The organism is Streptomyces olivochromogenes, assembly GCF_021538895.1.
GTDB classification, from domain to species: Bacteria; Actinomycetota; Actinomycetes; order Streptomycetales; family Streptomycetaceae; genus Streptomyces; species Streptomyces olivochromogenes_A.
In genome coordinates this window covers 25,789-44,392 of the sequence record NZ_JADDRL010000046.1, presented here as the reverse complement: position 1 = coordinate 44,392, position 18,604 = coordinate 25,789, and the positions used below count along the sequence as shown (strand labels likewise).

Sequence of the window (18,604 nt, the reverse complement as noted above, 5' to 3'; positions counted from 1 at the left end):
AGCTGCCCCGACGGGTGTCCCGCGCGGTCGCCTCCCGACCTCGCGCCCCAGTATGGGTGATCCGTGACGCCTGGGCGAGTTGCCGGCGTGGCCAACAGTCCGTTCTGGTAAGGGAGTTCGGCCGCCGCTCCGTGCCCCCCTGGAGGGAGCCGGTTGTGATGGGATCGTTGCCCTTCGGTCTCAACCGTGTCCCAGGTCACGTCTGTTAACTCCGGTTAAACACGAACCTCCGGATCGCGAAGTCTTGTTGGAAGCTAACGACGGGTCATAGGAAGGTCAAGGCGCGACATATCCATCGTCAAGCCCCGCCAGAAGTACGAAGGCAGGGGCCAGAAGGGACACGCCTTGCAAGGTATATCCAGATGGAAACGCATGGCCTCGCGCATAGCCGCTGGCGTGGCCGTGCTGATGCTCATCAGCAGTGGCGCGGCGAGCGCGGCCGACTTAGGCCACCCATCCCAGCCTGACCCGAACGCGGCCCCCTCCACCCGCCCTGCCAGCGGCCCCGAGGTGAAGTCGGTCGCCGCTGCCGGGGCGCGGCCGGTCTCGGGCAAGAACCCGACGGCAGCGCCCTCCAAGCGCAAGGACGCGGCCGGTTTCCAGCGGGTCATCTCGCAGAAGGTTCAGCTGAAGAACACGGTGACCGACGCCGACGGCGACAAGTCGACGCTGACGTTCGAGGTGTGGACGGCTGACGCGGCAGGCAAGCCGAAGACGAAGGTCAAGCTCAACGACTCCGAGTACGGCGTTATCGTCTCCCCGTACGTTGCTTCCGGGTCCCTGGTCACCGTCGATGTCCCCGCGGGCAAGCTCAGCCTGAACACCAACTACGTGTTCCACACCTCCGCCTTCGATGGCAGCCTGTACGAGACCACTTGGTCCCCGTGGGCGCCGTTCCGCGTGGAGATGCCTGTCGACCTGACGTTGCCCACCCCCGACTACACCGCCCCGGACCCGAACGTGGCGGACATGCAGCCCACCGGGGTGCAGACCAAGCCGCTCGGCGCCTCCGCCAGCCTCACCGCGAAGACACCCAAGGCGAGCGAGCAGTGCAGCGCCGTCCGTGACGACGGCCGGCAGGTGTGCTTCGGCAAGCCGCTGTCCAAGGACGAGGCGCCGAAGAAGATTGCCAAGTCCATGAAGGCGACGGCCGCGCAGGCGAATGTTCCGTGGTGCAACACGGACTTCCCGAGCATTCTCGCCACCCGGAAGACCGAGTGTGACGTCCGCGCCGTGCCGGTCATCATCCGTACCGATGGCGTTCCCGACGCCACCGCGTACTTCACGTTCCTTCGCCTGATCGAACTCGACGGACAGAACAGCTTCACCGAGCACCTCACCATCGAGCCCGCTCAGCAAATCCCGCTGGACTTCGCCGAGATCGACCTGATACTCAACGAGCACCTGTGTCAGGGCTCGTGCAAGGCCGTCGAGCCGGACCCGGGCGCGTGGACCGAGAAGACATGGTGGACACCGGGCGATATGCACTCCACGTCCGTGTCCACGCCGTTCACGTGGGACGCCTCCACCGCCGGCCAGCAGTACCTCTACAAGCCCGACGTGAAGATCGACGCGAACATCCTGCCGTCCGACGGCAGGATCCGCCCCTTCATGACCGGCTACCAGTGGTCCAAGGGCTACGACGCGGCCACCGCCGACCTGGACCAGATCCGCTGTGACACCACCACGGCCGGACCGGGCACCGGATGCATCTTCGTCAATTCCGCCCCCACCTACGCCTTCAACGCCAAGGCGTTCCCCCAGGCCGCAGCGCACGCGTGGCTGATCCAGACGTACACGCCCAAGCACCCCGGTTCCCTCTCCGCCCTCAAGCCCCTCTACTACATGGGCGACAAGGCGCAGAACACGCGCAGCCGTGGCCGTATGTGCCCCACCGGCTGGGCCAAGGAGAACGGTGACGCCAGCGCCCTGGTCGACGCCGCAGACGAACTCAACTGCGACGAGTTCGCCTTCGCCTCGACCTACAACAGCGGCGGCATGTCCACGGCAGAGGGGGGCCTCAACCCCGCCGTCAAGGACGGCAGCACCACCCCCACCGGCGACGCCTGCATCGGCACCTACGCCAAGAAGTACGGGAGCGCCGTGCACCTGTTCAGCATCAACGGCACCGATCCCACCTTCAAGGAGGTCTGCGGCCGGTCCGCGATCTCCGGCATGCACAACCAGGAGTCCATGGGCGCCCACTTCGCCAAGTTCATGAGCGAGATGCGCCTCATGGACAAGGACGCCTACTGGCTCGACACCCGCATCACACCGGGCAACACCTGCCTCAACGCCAGCGGCACCCCGGTCATCTGCAAGCTGACCACCCAGTAACACCTCCAGCACATGCTGGTGGCCCGCGCCTGTGGGTACGGGCGCGGGCCACCGTCATACGGCCGTCAGACCATGGGAATGAACAGACCGCAGAGTTCGCCGGCCTGGACGAGTCCCTGGGAGATGGACAGGCCGCAGTAGGTGCCCACAGCGGTGAACACCGCCTCAGAAAGCCGCGTACCGGCGTCCTCATCTGACTGCGGGGCCAGGAGAACTGCCCCCGCCGCGTTCAACGCAGCATCCAACGCCGAGCCTTCTCCGGTGTCTTCGCCGAACTCGGCACGCCGCACGCGCTCATCCCCCGGCGCATGAAGGATCGCCTGCGGCGGACTCCACCAGTTCATCGTCACGCACACGACTTCGTCGCCCGGTCCGGGACGCATCGACGGCACCTTTCGAAAGCCCGTCGACCAGGTCGCCATCCCCCAGTCCTCCAGCACGTACAGCCACTCACCGCACTGGCCGTACATGACCGGATTGACGCCAGGCGGCGGACCACCCACCGCAGCGGTCAGATCCCGGTACGCAGTCCGCGCCGCAAGCTCGTCCAGATCCGCGCCCAGATTGATAAGGAACTCGTCCGCCTCCACACCCCGCACAGCAGTCAGGGAGATCCCGCCGAGCATCCCCGGCAGCGTCGCGGACCGGTCGATGGTGCTGTGTGCGCCTATCCAGGCGATCCCTTCAGACATGCTCGTCACACTACAGAGCGTGGGAGAGAGCTGCTCAGCATTGCCTGAACAGCGGGAACGGGTATCGAGGGGTTCGTCAGGGTCAGGATCTTGCATGGGTGGGCTCCTTGCCTCAGGACGCCGTGGGTGGGGTCTCCGGCGAGTTGCTGGCGTGGCCAATGACCCGTTCTGGTCAAGGAGTTCGGCCGCTGCGCCGTGCTGCCCTAGGGCCGATGCCGTTACGTTAGCTCGCGGGCATAGTCTGCTGAGACCGTCTCGGGGGTGGTGCCGGTGGCCGAGGGTGTGCCGGAGTTATCGGGTCTTGGGCTATTGACTGGGTGTATCCGCCAGGCTTGATGGACCGTGTGGTGGCTGCGTGCGGCCGCGGAGAGCAGCGCAGACGATTGCTGCCCGCCCGTTCGGTGGTCTGCGCCGCGCAGCGGATCCCGTACCTGGCGCAGGGCATCGCCGCCGTCCTTGAGACGCCCCCTATGCCTCCGGGGGTGACGGGCGGCACAGCAGGGCGGCCGGGGAGGGGCGGGCGCCGAACCGGGTGGTGAAGGCGATGACGGCCGCGTTCTCGGTGGGCAGGCACTGACCCTTGGTAGTGGGCGCCGCCGGTCGCACCGACCGGACGACTTCACGTCCTGTCGACACTGCTTTCAGCAGGTCGGAGGCCGGTCTCTCATCCGTGGGAGGGAGGCCTTGCGTGCGTCCGGGGCTGCTGCAGCCGGGCCGCGAGCTTCCCCGGCAGGACGTCCCGGTTTGCCGGGGTGAGCTGGACGACCTCGACGTCGGCACGCCGCTTGAGGGCGTCGGTGAACGGATCGCGGTGCGTGTGGACCGTGGCGACGACGTCGACCTCCGCGACGAACAGCGCGTCGATCGCGTGCCGGAAGGCCGTGCACGCCAGTTCCATCCGCCCCAGCTCGTCGATGAGCACCAGCCGCCCTGTTGCCTCCTCGGTTGCTGCCGGCCGAAGCGACGGCAGCGCCAGTCGTTCCATCACGCCCGGGTCGACACCGTATTTCCCTACCCGTGGCGGACCGGGCAGGTCGACATGGGCGAGCACTTCCCGTCGACCTGCCAGGGTCTCCAGGGCGAAACCGACGCGGGCGCCGGATTGCCGGATCTCCTCCGTGGTGAAGCCGGTGGCCGCGTGGGTGGGCAGCAGCGCGGCCAGCCGACGCAGGGCAGTCGTCTTGCCCGCGCCAGGGCGGCCCTCGAGCAGGATCCTTGTCGGCACACTGCCATCTTCACCCCCGCTTGCGGATGGGGCCCGGGTGAGCTCGGCCGAACGGGGGTTTTGGGGCACGGACCGGTGCCGGTGCCGCCGTTGCGGGTATGGCGGCGCGCATGAGCGGAATTGAACTCAGCAGCACCGCGTTCGACGACAAAACGGCGATCCCCCGTCGGTACAGCGGGGAGGGTGAGAACATCTCACCGCCCCTGACCTGGTCGGGGGTGCCCAACGAGGCCGCGGAGCTGGTGCTCCTGTGCGAGGACCCGGACGCGCCGGGGACGACCTTCCTGCACTGGCTGGTGACCGGCATCGATCCGGGGACCACCGGGGCGGCGGAGGGCCAGAAGCCCCAGGGGGGCCTGCCGTGGCCCAACGGCTTCGGCCGCGTGGGCTGGGGAGGGCCGATGCCTCCACCGGGGCACGGGCCTCACCGCTACTTCTTCCGCCTGTACGCCCTGTCCGAGCCGCTGCCGCTGCACGACCACCCGGGCGCCGAGGACGTGCACCGTGCCGTGAAGGGTAGGGAGCTGGCCTCCGGAACCCTGGTCGGGACCTATCAGCGCTGAGCGCGTCACCGCTGGTCGTAGCCATGGGCGCCGTACAGCCGGACGAACCGGGCCGCGGTGACCGTCCTGCGGTGCACCAGTTGTGGGCCCGCCGCTCGTCAGCTCGACGCGCTCCTGCCCGCCCTACGGCGGCGTACGGGGCGCGGGTCGGCATCCCGAGGGTCCCGTCGCCGAGTACGACCTCGGCATTGCCGACGCCCTGCCCGGCCAGCCACAAGCGGGCCTCGTCGACCAGGTCGGGCCAGCGCTCGACGCCGGCGACGTACGCGGCCAGGCGGGCCAGCAGCGCGGTCTGCCAGCCGTATCCGGTCCCGACCTCCAGGACGTGTTCGTCTCGGTGAGGCCGAGAGCGGAGACCCTCATGGCGATCAGCGAGGGCTGGGTGGGCACCTGCCCGTGGGAAGCGGAACGGGCGTGTCCCGGTACGCGGATGCCGCCTCGTCCTCGGGGACCAATTCCGCCCGATGCTCTGTACGGCCTCCAGGAGACGGGCGTCGGCCACGCCCACGGCGTGGGCCGCGCGGACCAGGTCCTCGGGGGTCCCTTCATGGGCCGTCGGACCACGGGGCCGTGGTGGTGGCGCCGGCGCCCCGGTCATGGTGCGTTCCAGTCTGACCACGATCCCCTTCGACGTCGGCGTTGCTGATTTCGGCCGTACTGTCCATGGGCCCCATCCGCCGCTCATACGCCGCGCTGCCGCTCCCGCCCGGTGTCGGCATGTCCGCGCGCGGCGCGGTCCGGGGCGGTCGGGCGCAAGGGGCGACCCGTGATCCGGGAGGCGCAGCGCGTCGGCGTCAGGACGGGGTCCCCGGGTAGGTGTACCGCAGCAGGGCGCCCACTCCCTCGGACAGCCTCAGCTCGCTCTCCGGTACGACGACCAGCTCGGCACCGGTGCCGACGAGGGCCCGGACGAGGGCCTCGTCGGCGCGTTCCTCACGCGGGGCCCGCACGCCGAAGGACATCAGCTCCGCCTCGGTCAGGGCGAGCTGAGTGGGCTGGGAGCCCGCCCAGAGCCGCAGCGAAGACTCTGGCGGCCGGTTCAGCAACAGTGCCGCGACCTGGCCGCGCTGGAGGGCGGCGACGGTGGCGGCCAGCCCCTCCGTGATGGGGCCGTCCAGGGCACGCCGGCCGATGAAGATGTCCACGAGTTCCCGGTCGTGCGCGGCCATGCGGCCGCGGAAGACGCCGTCGAGCTGCGGCTCCAACAGGGCGCGTCCGGTGTCGGTGGGGGTCCGGCCGCCCACGCGTACGACCTTGTCCCGCAGGGTGTGCGGCAGGCGGCGGATCAGTACGTTGCACGCCCACTCGTCCCCGCCCACGACGACGGCGTCGGCATGGGCGCTCCGCGCCCGTTCGTCCAGCCGGTGACCGAGCCGGAGGCAGGTGCGGTGCCAGGTCGCCACCGCGACCCTGCGGTGCAGCCGCTCACCCGGGGTGACGGTGGAGGCTGGCCAGGTGCCGGTCTCCGCCTCCAGAGTTACCCAGCCGTGGGTCTCGGCGGTCGGAAGGCCGCCGTAGTGGACCACTACGGCCATGTAGGGGATCTCCGGAACGTGCTGGGTGACCAGGGGCATCGCGTCCGGCAGGGTGCTGTAGCGCGCGGAGTCGTGCTCGGGCGGCCTGGGCAGCTCCCCGTCCAGGACGAGCGTGCCGTGGGCGGCGAAGATGGCCTGACCGTGCACCCCCGGCACCTCTGTGTCGGCGCCGACCACCTCCTCCAGTACGTTCAGCAGCGCCCGGTCCGAGCCCTGACGGGACAGACTCTCGCGCAGCCGCAGCCAGCGCAGCGCGATCGACCGATCGGGATGCTCGACGTTCCGGGAGGTGTCCAGGTACACGGAGGCGAACGGGCCCGGCTCCGCGTAGAGGGGTTCAAGGAACGACAACCTCATCGCCACTCCTCGTCGATGGTCTCCCCTCCTTTGATGATGCGCGCCCCCGGGCGGCGATGGCGCTCGACGAGCGCACAGCGGTACGGAACGCGGGGCTGTCAGGCGCCGGCCGTCAGCGGCCGGCCGATCGTGAGCATGGTGGCGGCGACCAGGCCGTCCAGCACCGCCAAGCCGCGGGCCGGGCCAGCAGGCCGCTGAGCAGCCGGGCCCCGTTGCTTCCTGGCAGTCGTCTCCATGGCCACCACCGCATTCTGGCAGCAGCCGATGACTCTCGAGGTACCCGTCTACGTAGCCTCGCGTGCATGACCGACGCCTGGAGCAAGCACGCGCTCAAGGCGCTCCGTGCCGTCTGCCACACCGCCGACGGCACGTCCTTGCTCGCCCTACTGCACGAGCATGACCTCAATGATGTGCTGCAGCAATGCGGCAACGCCCTCAGCTCTACCGCGTCTCAGGGGCATTCCGACGCTTCAAGGACGTGCTGGCCACCTCACCGGCGCAGCTACGGCGGTACTGGTTGTTCTCGGAGGAACGGAGGTTGGGCTGGCTCGCCGACCACGGCTACCGGTCCGCATCACCGGGAGGCCACTGACCCACAAGGGCCTTACGGGCCCCAGTGCCGGTATGCCTCGATCCACTCGGCTCCCTCAGGGACCGGGATGGGCAACGGAAGATCGAGAATGCCGATCGCCTGCCGATGCCTGCCGCGCGCGCAGACCGCCACGATCTGGCTGCCGGGAACGAGGTCCACCTTCCTGACCGTCACCTCAACCCCGAGTACGACTGTCTTGAACGGGACGGCGAGCTGCTCTGCGATCATGGTGAACAACCCTGCGAGCTGCTCCTCGTCGGCATAGGCATCCACGGTGGCCTGTGCGACCAAGTCGTCGAGCTGTGCGTTACTGCGCTGCTTGCCCATGGTTACCACGGTATCCACGAGGCAGGTCAGGGCAGGCACGCCCATTGAACTCCGAACGAAGTGGTCCAGCGCCTCGCCGCAGAGGGCGCTCTACTCGTCGGTCATCGCCGCATTGAAACCTCCCCTCCCTGAAGGGAGGGGATTCTTCACCCTCCAGGGCTGGGGATTTCTAGCTCACGCTGCCAGGCCAGGCAGCGCCTGGTCTGGTCTTCCGCGATCAGCGCTAGCCGGGTTGAGACCAGCCCGGACCAGCATCACGCGGGCGGAGTTCTTGTCTCGGGGCGAGACGGCTCCGCACGCGGTGCAGGCGTACGTTCGTTCTGAGAGAGGTAGTGCGTGCTTGGTTCTCGCTCCGCACTGCGCACAGTCCATCGTGGTGTGCGCGGGGTGCACGAGGCGGACGTCCCGCCCGTGCTTGCGGCCCATCTCGATCAGGGCCGCCTTCGTCGCCGAGATGGCGGCGTCGGCGGCTTTGCGGGCCATGGTGGTCTTGGCGAGGAACTTCGGGCGGAAGTCCTCCACTGCCAAAGCGTCGTGGTCGCGGACAACCTTCTTGCCCCACTTGCGGACGGTGTCCTGGCGTTGCCGGGCCACCTTCTTGTGCAGGTTCGCGGTCTGACGCTTCGCTGCGCGGTAGCCCTTCGATCCGGCCTGTCCGCGCTTCGGCTTCCGCCGTGCCATCATCCGCTGATAGCGGGCGAGTTTCTGCACGGCCGTCTTCCCGTGCTGGGCGTGGGGAAGGTCGTGGTCGTCGCTGGTGGTGGTCGCGGTCTCCTTGACGCCCCAGTCGATACCGATCACACGCCCGGTTTCCGGAAGCGGTTCGACGGTCGCGGTGACGACGAAGGAGGCGTACCACGCCCCGGTGCTGTCCTGGTAGACGCGGACGCTCGACGGATCGGCCTCAAGGTCCCGCGACCACACAACGCTCAGCACGATGCCCCCGGCCAGGTGCAGACGGCCGTCTTTCAGGCGGAACCCGCGCCGGGTGTAGCTGAGGCTCGCTCGCGCCTCGCGCTTCTTCTTCCAGCGCGGCATACCCGCCCGGCGTGCCAGGGGCAGCCGGTCCTTGATGTCCTTCTGCGCCTTGGCGCGGGACTTGCCGAAGTCACGTATCAACTGCTGTTGCGGAACGCTGGAGCCCTCACGCAACCACGCCGTGCGCTTGCGGGCCTCGGTCAGCATCTTGTCGAGCTGGGCCGGGCCGCACGTCTGCTTCTCGCCGGTGGCCTTGTTGTGCAGGTGCGTCGCCTTGGACTTGGCGACGGACTCGTTCCAGATCCACCGGCACCGGTCCCATTCCGCCTCAAGCGCGGTGCGGGCGGTGGACGACACGCGCAGCCGGAAGGTCCACCGGGCGTAACCGGCATCCTCCGTCTTCGCTTCGGTCGCCATGAACATCAACCTATCTGGGAGGACTGACAGTTGAAAACAATCGATCTTGGCGGGGTTCCTCACCCCGTCTTGGGGTGGACGCCGTTTCGCCCTGACGGCGAAACGGCTACCTCTGCCCTGCTCCGCAGGAGCCCGATTCCTCCCCGCCCTAAAGGACGGGGCATCCTCGGAGGAACCCGGTGACGCGCGAAAGGCGGCAGCAGTGTTGGCCTTCTGCGGGCTGCCGACCTTGCCCTTGCCGGAAATCTCGTCCGCGCAGGTCAGGGACGGTACTCGTGGAGAATGCCGCCGAGGCGATCGCGTCGTCGTACGTCGCCCGGATCGGCGATCGGTGCGGGCAATGAGTGCAGCGGGCGGGCGTTGGCGACGCCCTGGTGCGGCCTGTGCCCGTTGTAGAAGTCCTCGAACTCGCGCAGGGCGTGGCGCAGGTGGCGTTGGTTCCAGATCAGCGTGCGGTCCAGGAGCTCGCGTCAGCTGGTCTGCACCCAGCGTTCCGTCCCTTGTTCTTCGCAGGGAATCCCGGCCTTCAGGCCGGGCGGGAATGCGATCTTCGGCTCGGAGGCGTGAAGCGCCGGAGTTCTCTGCGCGTGTGTGGTGACGGTCAGGCTGGGCGCTTCTGGTTCTCGTTGTAGTCCTTGACGATGCTCAGCGGTGCGCCGCCGCAGGACCCCGCGAAGTAGGACGGGGACCAGAACACCGAGCCCGTCCCGATCCGGTTGATCCGGCCGGTGTACTCCGCGCGCAGGTATCGGGAGCTGACACCTTTGAGGCTGTTGACGAGCTTGGACAGGGCGACCTTCGGCGGGTAGTGCACGAGAAGGTGGCCGCGCAGCTGCGCGTGATGGACAAGGAGAGGAGATCGCCGGGCTCGGGCATCCGGTGGCGTTCTGTGGTTCCTGCCGAACAGCGTGCGCTGATCAGCAGTCTCATCAACGGCGCCGAGGAGCAGCTGGCACAGTTGCACGGTGCGCAGAGCGGGCCCAACGCCGACGTGGCCCACTGGCCGGCAGGCGGGCCCACTGCGCCAGATCCTCCAGTGCGATCCCGGCCTTCAAGGCGCAAATCGACTGAAGCCCCGGATCCAGTCAAACCGCCCTCAAGCGCGACAAGAACCTCCGAACTGTCGCAGAACACCGACTCACAGCCGTGACGGCTCGCCGCGATCCTCCGGCCGCCGCGCGCGGACACCGCTTCGCTCGATCTGTTGTGTTCAGCCGCGATGTGGCGGACGTTCCGCTGGTACAGCAGAAGCACTGCCCCGGGCTCTACTTGGTGATCTTCCAGAGGGTCAGTGTGGTGGCGTAGTCGGGCATGTCACTGGACAGGCCCTTCTTTGTGTCGGGCAGGACACCGGTGATCCGCAGCATCGCCAGATTGTTGTCGCTGGTGATGGTGCACAGCACCATGCCCTTGGCCAAGGTTTTCCCCTGGTTCAGGTCGTCGGCGGGAATCGAGGCCGGCAGGGTGTCGGTGTCCGCGCCAGCGCTGCATGCCTCAGGCGTAGTGCCGGTGCTCCTGCCCATGGGGGTGAGAAAGCGCAGGTCGGAGTCGCCCCAGTCCTGGTAGGTGAGCTCCATGCCGTTGTCCTGGCCGATCTCACCATCGGGGAAGAGTTTCGGCGCGTCCAGGTCCACGTGCGTGCCGGAGTTATAGGCCGGTGCGCGCAGGGTCAGGGGCTTGTCCTTGAAGACGAGCGTGTACGCGGCCGACGAGGGTGAGGGTGAGGAGGTCGGGGTGGAGGTGCCGGTGTGCTTGCCGTCCGCCCGGGTGTCGTCGGCTCTGCCCGTGCCGCCGTGGGGGCTCACGATCACCCAGGTCACGGCCGCGGCAAGGGTCACGGCGAGCGCACTGGCGGCGGCGAGCAGCACAGGGCGGGTGCGCTTGGCAGGCGCAGGAGAGGGCGTGGCCGTCGTCGACGGTGGATGAGCCGGGCCAGGTGGAGGGGTGCGGGGCGGCGGCGGGGCCGAAACGGTCGGCTGCCCGGCCAGGTGCGCGTCGGCGTCTGGCTGAGTGGGCGTGGCCATTGGAGTCGGCGTGGAAATCCGCGGGGGCGTGGGCTCCGGGGGCTGCGCGGCAGCCGCCTCCCGGCTCGCGATCCGCTCCATGAGCGGTGCTGGCAGCCAGCCGTCGAACGCGCGCAGCGGCCGCCCCGCCGCCCGCTCGCATAGCTCCGCGAGTTCGTCCGTCGTGACGCGGGCCGTCGGATCGGCGGTGAGGCAGCGTTCCAGCAGCGTCCGCAGCGGCGCCGGGTAGCCGCTCAGATCCGGCGGTGTCCGCTCCGTGTTGGCGATGCGTACGCCGAGGGCGGTCGCGCCGCCCTCGCCGTAGGGATGCCGTCCGGTCGCCGCGACCGCCGCGATCAAGCCGAGCGAGAACACATCGGTGGCCGCGGTGACAGGCTCGCCCAGCACATGTTCTGGCGACATGTACTGCGGGGTGCCGATGACTCCGCCGCTGCGGGTGAGCTGCGTGGCGTCGGCCGCCTGTGCGATGCCGAAGTCGATGACGTACGGGCCGGTCGAACCAAGCAGGATGTTGGCGGGCTTCAGATCGCGGTGGACGACCTCTGCCGCGTGGATGGAGCCGAGGGCCCGGGCCGTGCAGCCGACCAGCTGGAAGACTGCGCGCAGGGGCAGCGGCCCGTACGCGGTAAGGGCGTCGGCGAGTGAGAGGCCGGGCACAAACGCCGAGGCGATCCAGGGAAGCGCGCCGGCGGTGTCGTGATCGACGACCGGTACAAGGTGATAGCCCTGCACCCGACGGGCGGCCCGCACCTCCTGCTCGAAACGGCGCCGAAAGTCCGGGTCCTGGCCGTACTCGCGGCGGATCACCTTGAAGGCGACGGGCTGCCCGCCTCGCGTATGCGAGAGGTACACGGTGCCCATGCCGCCCTCGCCGAGCCGGGCCAGCAGCCGGTAGCCGGCTGTCTCGCGCGGATCGAGAGGGTCGAGCGGGGCCAGTATGTCGTCGATGCCGTTCGTCACGACAGCCCAGCCTATGTCACGTGACGATGCGTCAAGCTGCGGAAAGCCGTACGCTCCTGTGCCAGCCGCAATCGGCGACACGAGATCAGAGCCGCGGCGAACGCGAGGAGAGGAACAGCGTCGCCATCGCCTCCAACGAATCGTTCGGCTGGACCAAGACCTTCACCGACCCCCGACTCTGCGCCGCCATCGTCGACCGCCTCACCTTCGGCGGCAACATCATCGAAACCGGGACGGACTCCTACTGAACCGCTCCGGGTTTGATCGAGTCCCTACCGAACCCGGAACGGTTCAGATGCCTCGTTCGATCGAGTCCATGAGGCGTTGTCCGGCTTCGTGGGCTTGTACGGGAAGCAGCCCGCGCAGGGGGCCGTCGATGAGGAGTACGGCCAAGCCGTGCACGGCGGACCAGACGAAGTATTCGGCGCCGGGGCGGCGGTCGAGGGGCAGGGCGCCGCTCTCGACGAGGTCGTCCAGGGCCGCGCCCAGCAGCTGGAACGCGGTCAAGCCGCCGGGGCCGTCGGCGGATGCGTTCTCGGTGTCGGCCATGTCGGAGGTGGAGAACGCGGCGCGGAACAGCCCCGGTTCGGCCTGGGCAAAACGCAGGTAGCTGGTGGCTAGGGCGCGGATGCGGGCGCGGGCGGACTCGGCTGGGTCGTCGGCCGACGGCAGGGCCGCCAGCTCCGTCTCCATGGCGGCGGCCAGTTGGGCGAGCGCGGCCTGGCGGACGGCGCGCAGAAGGGCGTTGCGGTCGGCGAAGTGGCGGTAGGCGGCGTTGGGGACCACGCCCACCCGCCGGGTGACCTCGCGCAGGACCACCGCGTCCGGCCCGCCGTCGCGGACCAGTTCGAGCCCGGCCTGGATCAGCGCGTTCCGCAGATCGCCGTGCCGGTAGGTGTCGCGCTTCCTTGCGCCGGCCCTGGAAGTCATCGCCACTCCTTTTGTGGACGGCGTCCACATAGCTGTGTAACCTGCGAAGTGCCCGCCCCCACATAGTGGCGCCACTGCGGCGCGGCAATGTGGACATTGTACACAATGCGCATTGAGCAGCCTGGATCGTCCGTCCCGCAGCACTGCGCCGACCGGCAGTGATCCGGCCATCACGCTTCGATGACGAGGAATCCATGGACGATGCAGTACGGCTTGAGTCGCTGACCAAGACCTACGGATCGGGCGACAGCGCGGTGACCGCGCTTCGCGACATCCAAGTCTCCTTTCCGAAGGGGAGCTTCACCGCCGTCATGGGGCCGTCCGGCTCGGGCAAGTCGACGCTGCTGCAGTGTGCCGCCGCCCTGGACCGGCCCTCGTCGGGCCGGGTATTCATCGACGGCACGGACATCGCGGGGCTGAGCGAGTCTCAACTCACCGAACTTCGGCGGAAGTCGACCGGCTTTGTCTTCCAGGCGTTCAATCTGCTGCCCTCGCTGACCGCCGAGCAGAATGTGGCGCTGCCGGTGCGGCTGGCCGGGCGCAAGCCCGATCGGCGGACGGTGCAGCAGGCACTCGCCCAAGTCGGGCTGGAGAAGAAGGCAGGAAACCGTCCGAGCCAGCTCTCCGGCGGCCAGCAGCAGCGGGTCGCCATCGCCCGTGCCCTGGTGACCCGCCCGGCCGTGCTCTTCGCCGACGAACCCACCGGTGCGCTCGATCTCACCACAGGACGCGAACTGCTGGATGTACTGCGGAAACTGGTCGACAGCCCGGCGGACGACGGATCGACCACGGTGGTGATGGTCACGCACGATCCGAGCGTGGCCTCGTTTGCGGACCGGGTGCTGTTCCTCGCCGACGGCAGCCTGGTCGGCGAACTGATCTCTCCCACCTCCGAAGCGGTCGCCGCGCGGATGACCGAGCTGGCGGTGCCGAAGTGCTAGCCCTGGCTTTCCAGACCCTGCGGGGTCGCTGGGTGTCGTTCCTCGGCACCGTTGTGGCGTTGGTACTCGGGGTCGCCCAGGTCGCCGCCATGGGCTTACTGCTGATGGCCACGCTCCATCTTTCGGACCGGCCTGTGGAGCGGTTCGCCGATGCCCCAGCCGTGGTGATGCCCTTCGACCCGACGTGGAATCCCGCCCACCACGACCTCGGGGTCCGCTCGTTGCCGCAGGCCGAGGGCGTATCGCAGGAGCTGCTGCGGAAGGTCTCCGGCACCGGCGGCACCGTGGTGGACCGGACCTTCTACGCCCAGCTCGAAGGCGGCCCCAGGGACCAGGTCGGGCATCCCTGGCCGGTGGCACGGTTCGGCGGGTACACGTTGACGGACGGCCGCGTGCCCGCCTCCGACAGGGAGATCGTCGTCCCCTCCGACCAGGCGCGGACCGGCGACAAGGTGACCGTGCTGACCGCCGCGGGCGTCGGATCGTACACAGTGAGCGGCACCGTCACCCCGGTCGACTGGGAGGACGCGGTCTTCTTCACCGACGCCGAAGCAGCCCGCCTCACTCCACGGATCGAGGCTCTGGTCGCCCTCGGTGCGATCGACAAGGTGCGCGAGGCGGTCGGTGAGGATGCCGAGGTGCTCACCGGGCAGGACCGTCACAAGGCAGACGCCAGCGAGGACCGCGACCGCGAGGCGCTGGACAACACCATCACCCTGGTGCCCGTGATGGCCAGCGTGGCCGGCACCACAGCGGTGTTCGTGGTGGCCTCCACCTTCGCATTCGCAGTGATTCAGCGCCGCCGCGAGGTCGCCCTGCTCCGCACCGTGGGTGCCACCCCCCGACAGGTGCGCCGGATGATACGGAACGAGGCGCTGCTGGTCAGCGGCTTCGCGTCGGCGGTCGGTACGGTACTCGGCCTATTCGGCGCGCAGTTGCTCGCCGATATGCTCATCGCGATGGGCGTCTCCCCACCCTGGTTCCGTATCCAACCCTCGCTGCACTGGACAGTGCTGGCGCCACTCGCCACCGCCTTCCTGGTCGGCGTCCTGGTGGCACACTGCGGTGTGACCGTCGCCGCACGGCGGGCCGGCCGCATCCGTCCCGTCGAGGCGCTGCGCGAGGCGGCGGTCGACGACTCCGGGATGACCCCGGGGCGACTGCTGCTCGGTGCCATGGGGCTGGTCTGCGCAGCCGGGCTCACTGCCTGGATCGCGCTCGGCGACCCGGCCATGGTCCTCTCGCCCAGCGCCTACGCTCTCTCAATGCTGGTTCCGGTCCTGGCCGCCGCTGTGCTCGCACCTCTCGCGGTCGGACCGTTCACCCGGCTGCTGATGTGGCCGCTGCGCCGCTTCACGGGACCTACCGCCATGCTCGTACGGGAGAGCGTGCTGACTTCGCGGCGGCGCACCGCTGCCACAGCCGCGCCCATCCTGCTCACCGTCGGCTTGACATTTTCACTGCTGGCCGCGACCGACGCCCTCGGTGCGGCACGCGAGAGCGGACTGCGGAATCAGGTGAGGTCGGAGTATGCGCTCGTCCCCGACGGCACTTTGGGCATCAGCCCGCAGGTCGTCGAGAAGGTCTCTCATATCGACGGCGTCCAGGTCGCGGCCCCCATCCTCACCACCGTCTACACCCACGACGAGGACCGGCTGGAGGTGAACGACGGGCTCGTCGTGGACAGTGCCGCGCTGAAGCGGATGATGGACCTGAAGGTGGTCGACGGCTCGTTGGACGCCCTGGACAACAACAGTACGGTCGTGGCCGATGTGTGGGGCATGAAGGTCGGCTCGAGGCTCAAGGTCCTGATGGCCGACGGCGAAGAGGCCAACCTGCGCATCGCGGCTACCTACCATGCGCTGCGCGGCGAGGACGTCGCCTATCTGCCCCAGCGGTTCGCCAAGACCGCCGTGTACGCCCGCGACGGACTCGCGCGGCGTGCCTACATCTCACTGGAGTTCGGCACCGACCGCACCGCCGCGACCACGGCCATCCGCAAGGCGGTTGCCGGAACCGGAGCCCGCTTCACAACCAGGGACCAGCTGGCCGCCTCGGAAAGCGCGTACGCACGCCACCTGACCGAGGTGCGGCAGCGCTCCATCACCGTGATCGTCGTGATGTTCTGCTTCATCGCGATCCTCAACACCCTGCTCATGGCGACCGCCGACCGGCGACGCGATCTGGCGGTGCTCCGGATGGCCGGAGCCACCCCGAAACAGGTCATGCGGTTCTTCATTGCTGAATCGCTCCTGGTGGCCGCCATCGGGGTGGCACTGGCGCTGATCGCAACCGCGCTCAACCTCACCGGTCTGTGGGGCGCGCTGCACCAGCTGTTCGGCACGGCACCCATCACGGTGCCATACGCAGTGATCACCGGCATTACCGCCATGTCCACGCTGCTCGCCGTGGCCGGAACCGTGCTGCCCGTCAGCGCGGCACTGCGCGCCAGGACGGTGCAGCTCGTCGGCACCCGCGAATAGCACACAGAACCGTAGCCGCAATAGACCCGCGCGGTCTGGTGCCGCTCCCTGCCCGCACCTGACCACCAAGCTGTGCCGCCGGGTGGCCGACTGGGCCGAGGCCAGCAACATCGAAATCGCTCTCGACGGCACCGAGGGCAAGGCGAACATCGCCTCATGCAGCACTAGTTACTGCTGGGGCAGCATGTCGTCGTCGTACACGGTGTGGTAGTCCGGGGTGACGACCCGCGTTGCCGGAGACACCTTCTCGACCTGGGCGAGGAACGCGTCCAGGTCCATCGCAGGGTCACGCGCCGGGGAACCGGTCAGCGGCACCTCGAAGTTGTCCCAATGGACTGGGACGACGACGCCTGGAGTGTCCAGCGCGCGCAGCAGCCGGGGCACGTAGCGGTGGGTGGCGGTGCTGGAGGGCACGGCGATCATCGCGAGGTCGGGACGCAGGCCCCGTACCGCACGCTCGGAGAAGTCGCTGGCTCCCATGAGGAACGCCGACGGGCCGCTGTCCCCAGCCATCACCTGGAAGGCGAGGGTGTCGCCCTCCGGCAGGTCCGAGATGGTGCTCGGGACCGTTGCGGGTGGGGCGTTCAGCGTGCCGGGGGCGAAGTAGGCGCACTTCTTGTTGCGGCTGTGCAGGCTCGGCACGACCTCGACGGTGATCCCGCCGAAGTCCAGCACCTCGCCGCCCCGCACCACGGAGATCTGGCCCGGGTCGACCCCCAGGGCGACCAGGAGGTGGTACGTGGTCTCGGTGCCGACGACACGGGCGCCGGTGGTCCTGGCGATGTGGGGCACGTCGGCGAGGTGGTCCCAGTGGGAGTGGCTCACCAGGACGAGTTCGGCGCGGCCGATGTGCGCGTCCACGACCCTGGGCCGGGTCTCCAGTCGGGTCCGCGGGTCGAAGGCGCCGTCGAACAGGCCCGTGGTGAAGCGGGTGAGGTACGGATCGAAGAGTACGGTCCGGTCGCCGACGTCGATGCGCCAGCCGGCGGTGCCGAGCCAGCGGAACGATACGCAACCGGCGGCTCCGCGACTGCCTCGGCCGCGGCCCGCGGTCGCGGACGCCATGGCGGCCGTGGCCGGGATCAGGGGGGATGCTGCGCCGAGCGCGGCGCCGCGCAGCACCGTACGACGGTCGAACCCGCGGCTGGAGGGCGCGTCGGATCTGTCCGTGACATGTGGCTCCTGAGTCATGGCGTCAGGAGATCAGGGCGCGAACTCCCGTGTCCAAGACCAGAATCCCGCCCTCCCGATACGCGAACGCATATGTGATCTGGTCACCGGCCGCCGCCGCGGAGGAAGCCCACCGCGATTCCGGCGGCGGTGCCTATCGCGGCGTCCACTGAGGGGCGGGAGGCGGTCAGGTCGTGCGTGCGGGCGAAGACAGCGATCGCGTAGCACTCGCCGTCCGGGTAGCGGGCGACGCCCGCCTCCATGTGCAGACCCGGCAGGGTTCCGGTCTTGGCCGCCACCGTGACGTCGTCCGGGAAGCCCGACACCAGTCGGTGGCGGAAGACCTGGCGGCTCATCAAGTCGCGTACGAGCGCGCAGGCTTCCGGTGGCCCGGCGGCATCGCTCCAGATGAGCCGGAGCAGCCGCGTGATCTCGCGGGGTGTGCTCGCCGTGGTGTGGCGGGGATCCAGTATGGCCAGCCGTCTCTTACGGTCGTCCGGCAGGGCCGGGTAGCGGACGGCGAACTCTCTCTCGTCGCGCGCCCCGACCTCCGCGAGCATCGACTCCAGCAGGTCTCGCGGGCCGCCCACGATCCGGGTCCGGTCCAGTCCGAGTTCCTTCGCGAGCAGTCGTACGGTGTCCAGGCCGACGCGGGCCAGCAGCAGGTCGGCCGCCGAGTTGTCGCTGACCGACATCGTGAAGTAGGCCAGGTCGCGCAGCGACAGCTCGACGTCGTCCAGACAGCCGGCGGTTCCCCAGCCGCCGAACCGGTCGGCAGCGGTCACCCGCACCCGCTCCTGGGGGTCGAGCTGGCCGCCAACGACCTGCCGGGCGAACTCCAGCACCAGCAGCACCTTGAAGATCGAGGCGATCACGACGGGGGCGTCGGAGCCCACGGCGACTTCACGGGGACCCGGCTCCGCGCCGTCCTCACCAGCGACCGTCGAGCGCACGTGAACGGGCATCGCGTGCAGCTGCCCTTCGGCACCCGCCTCGGCGAAAACCTGTCGGATCCGTTCCTCGATCACAGCTTCGTCCCCCTGGCCGTCGGTTCTTCCTGACCATCGGTTCGT

15 protein-coding genes and 3 pseudogenes are annotated in these 18,604 nt (G+C 69.0%); 5 read left to right on the top strand and 13 right to left on the bottom strand.

Annotated features, from left to right (window positions below; translation table 11 throughout):
* Positions 1-372 precede the first annotated feature (372 nt).
* The gene (locus tag IPZ69_RS23350) at positions 373-2,337 is read left to right on the top strand and encodes a hypothetical protein (RefSeq protein ID WP_235456251.1); all 1,965 of its coding nucleotides are present in this window, start codon (positions 373-375) and stop codon (positions 2,335-2,337) included.
* A 65-nt stretch (positions 2,338-2,402) separates the two neighbouring features.
* On the opposite strand, the gene IPZ69_RS23345 is transcribed toward IPZ69_RS23350, so the two are convergent.
* The 3 genes from IPZ69_RS23345 to IPZ69_RS23330 form a co-directional block, all read right to left on the bottom strand.
* Positions 2,403-3,029, bottom strand: a complete 627-nt coding sequence (locus IPZ69_RS23345) for a hypothetical protein (RefSeq protein ID WP_235456250.1) — start codon at positions 3,027-3,029, stop codon at positions 2,403-2,405.
* A 468-nt stretch (positions 3,030-3,497) separates the two neighbouring features.
* A complete protein-coding gene (locus IPZ69_RS23335) occupies positions 3,498-3,665 on the bottom strand; it encodes a hypothetical protein (RefSeq protein WP_235456276.1) in 168 nt (55 codons plus the stop codon).
* A 28-nt stretch (positions 3,666-3,693) separates the two neighbouring features.
* A complete protein-coding gene (locus tag IPZ69_RS23330; protein ID WP_235456248.1) occupies positions 3,694-4,254 on the bottom strand; it encodes a nucleoside-triphosphatase in 561 nt (186 codons plus the stop codon).
* Positions 4,255-4,364: 110 nt separating this feature from the next.
* On the opposite strand from IPZ69_RS23330, the gene IPZ69_RS23325 reads away from it, so the two are divergent.
* Entirely contained in the window at positions 4,365-4,817 is a 453-nt protein-coding gene (locus IPZ69_RS23325; protein ID WP_235456247.1) for a YbhB/YbcL family Raf kinase inhibitor-like protein, read from the top strand.
* A 184-nt stretch (positions 4,818-5,001) separates the two neighbouring features.
* Here the strand turns inward: IPZ69_RS23325 and IPZ69_RS23320 are convergent.
* The 7 genes and pseudogenes from IPZ69_RS23320 to IPZ69_RS23290 form a co-directional block, all read right to left on the bottom strand.
* Positions 5,002-5,415, bottom strand: a pseudogene (locus tag IPZ69_RS23320) (hypothetical protein); the annotation flags it as partial.
* A gap of 196 nt (positions 5,416-5,611) precedes the next feature.
* Positions 5,612-6,709, bottom strand: coding sequence for a baeRF2 domain-containing protein (locus IPZ69_RS23315; protein ID WP_235456245.1), 1,098 nt, complete (start codon positions 6,707-6,709; stop codon positions 5,612-5,614).
* A gap of 98 nt (positions 6,710-6,807) precedes the next feature.
* The gene (locus IPZ69_RS23310) at positions 6,808-6,945 is read right to left on the bottom strand and encodes a hypothetical protein (RefSeq protein WP_235456244.1); all 138 of its coding nucleotides are present in this window, start codon (positions 6,943-6,945) and stop codon (positions 6,808-6,810) included.
* A gap of 368 nt (positions 6,946-7,313) precedes the next feature.
* On the bottom strand, positions 7,314-7,628 hold the full coding sequence (locus IPZ69_RS23305; RefSeq protein ID WP_235456243.1) for a hypothetical protein: 315 nt from the start codon (positions 7,626-7,628) through the stop codon (positions 7,314-7,316).
* A 174-nt stretch (positions 7,629-7,802) separates the two neighbouring features.
* Positions 7,803-9,023, bottom strand: a complete 1,221-nt coding sequence (locus tag IPZ69_RS23300; RefSeq protein ID WP_235456242.1) for an RNA-guided endonuclease InsQ/TnpB family protein — start codon at positions 9,021-9,023, stop codon at positions 7,803-7,805.
* Between the two features lie 601 nt (positions 9,024-9,624).
* Positions 9,625-9,846, bottom strand: a pseudogene (gene tnpA / locus IPZ69_RS23295) (IS200/IS605 family transposase); the annotation flags it as partial.
* A gap of 442 nt (positions 9,847-10,288) precedes the next feature.
* Positions 10,289-12,007 (bottom strand): protein kinase domain-containing protein, encoded by a 1,719-nt coding sequence (locus tag IPZ69_RS23290; RefSeq protein ID WP_235456241.1) that lies wholly within the window; start codon positions 12,005-12,007, stop codon positions 10,289-10,291.
* A gap of 98 nt (positions 12,008-12,105) precedes the next feature.
* Between IPZ69_RS23290 and IPZ69_RS23285 the strand changes: the two are divergent.
* Positions 12,106-12,255 (top strand): annotated as a pseudogene (locus IPZ69_RS23285) (ATP-binding protein); the annotation flags it as partial.
* Positions 12,256-12,298: 43 nt separating this feature from the next.
* Here IPZ69_RS23285 and IPZ69_RS23280 read toward each other — a convergent pair.
* The gene (locus IPZ69_RS23280) at positions 12,299-12,937 is read right to left on the bottom strand and encodes a TetR/AcrR family transcriptional regulator (RefSeq protein WP_235456240.1); all 639 of its coding nucleotides are present in this window, start codon (positions 12,935-12,937) and stop codon (positions 12,299-12,301) included.
* 194 nt (positions 12,938-13,131) lie between these two features.
* Here IPZ69_RS23280 and IPZ69_RS23275 point away from each other — a divergent pair, with 194 nt between their 5' ends.
* Positions 13,132-13,878: an ABC transporter ATP-binding protein gene (locus IPZ69_RS23275; RefSeq protein WP_235456272.1), complete on the top strand. Its 747-nt coding sequence runs from the start codon at positions 13,132-13,134 to the stop codon at positions 13,876-13,878.
* The gene (locus tag IPZ69_RS23270; protein ID WP_235456239.1) at positions 13,872-16,361 is read left to right on the top strand and encodes an ABC transporter permease; all 2,490 of its coding nucleotides are present in this window, start codon (positions 13,872-13,874) and stop codon (positions 16,359-16,361) included. Before IPZ69_RS23275 ends, IPZ69_RS23270 begins: the two co-directional genes overlap by 7 nt.
* Positions 16,362-16,529: 168 nt before the next feature.
* Here IPZ69_RS23270 and IPZ69_RS23265 read toward each other — a convergent pair whose 3' ends face one another.
* Together IPZ69_RS23265 and IPZ69_RS23260 are read right to left on the bottom strand one after the other, a co-directional pair.
* Positions 16,530-17,552, bottom strand: a complete 1,023-nt coding sequence (locus IPZ69_RS23265) for an MBL fold metallo-hydrolase (RefSeq protein WP_235456238.1) — start codon at positions 17,550-17,552, stop codon at positions 16,530-16,532.
* An 83-nt stretch (positions 17,553-17,635) separates the two neighbouring features.
* Positions 17,636-18,496, bottom strand: coding sequence for a serine hydrolase (locus IPZ69_RS23260; RefSeq protein ID WP_235456237.1), 861 nt, complete (start codon positions 18,494-18,496; stop codon positions 17,636-17,638).
* Positions 18,497-18,604 lie beyond the last annotated feature (108 nt).

Excerpts from the sequence above, each read along its gene's own strand:
- IPZ69_RS23265 (WP_235456238.1), bottom strand. The coding sequence starts at position 17,552 with ATGACTCAGGAGCCACATGTCACGGACAGATCCGACGCGCCCTCCAGC.
- IPZ69_RS23260 (WP_235456237.1), bottom strand. The coding sequence starts at position 18,496 with ATGCCCGTTCACGTGCGCTCGACGGTCGCTGGTGAGGACGGCGCGGAG.
- IPZ69_RS23275 (WP_235456272.1), top strand. The coding sequence starts at position 13,132 with ATGGACGATGCAGTACGGCTTGAGTCGCTGACCAAGACCTACGGATCG.
- IPZ69_RS23310 (WP_235456244.1), bottom strand. The coding sequence starts at position 6,945 with ATGGAGACGACTGCCAGGAAGCAACGGGGCCCGGCTGCTCAGCGGCCT.
- IPZ69_RS23280 (WP_235456240.1), bottom strand. The coding sequence starts at position 12,937 with ATGACTTCCAGGGCCGGCGCAAGGAAGCGCGACACCTACCGGCACGGC.
- IPZ69_RS23300 (WP_235456242.1), bottom strand. The coding sequence starts at position 9,023 with ATGGCGACCGAAGCGAAGACGGAGGATGCCGGTTACGCCCGGTGGACC.
- IPZ69_RS23350 (WP_235456251.1), top strand. The coding sequence starts at position 373 with ATGGCCTCGCGCATAGCCGCTGGCGTGGCCGTGCTGATGCTCATCAGC.
- IPZ69_RS23325 (WP_235456247.1), top strand. The coding sequence starts at position 4,365 with ATGAGCGGAATTGAACTCAGCAGCACCGCGTTCGACGACAAAACGGCG.
- IPZ69_RS23305 (WP_235456243.1), bottom strand. The coding sequence starts at position 7,628 with ATGGGCAAGCAGCGCAGTAACGCACAGCTCGACGACTTGGTCGCACAG.
- IPZ69_RS23345 (WP_235456250.1), bottom strand. The coding sequence starts at position 3,029 with ATGTCTGAAGGGATCGCCTGGATAGGCGCACACAGCACCATCGACCGG.
- IPZ69_RS23315 (WP_235456245.1), bottom strand. The coding sequence starts at position 6,709 with ATGAGGTTGTCGTTCCTTGAACCCCTCTACGCGGAGCCGGGCCCGTTC.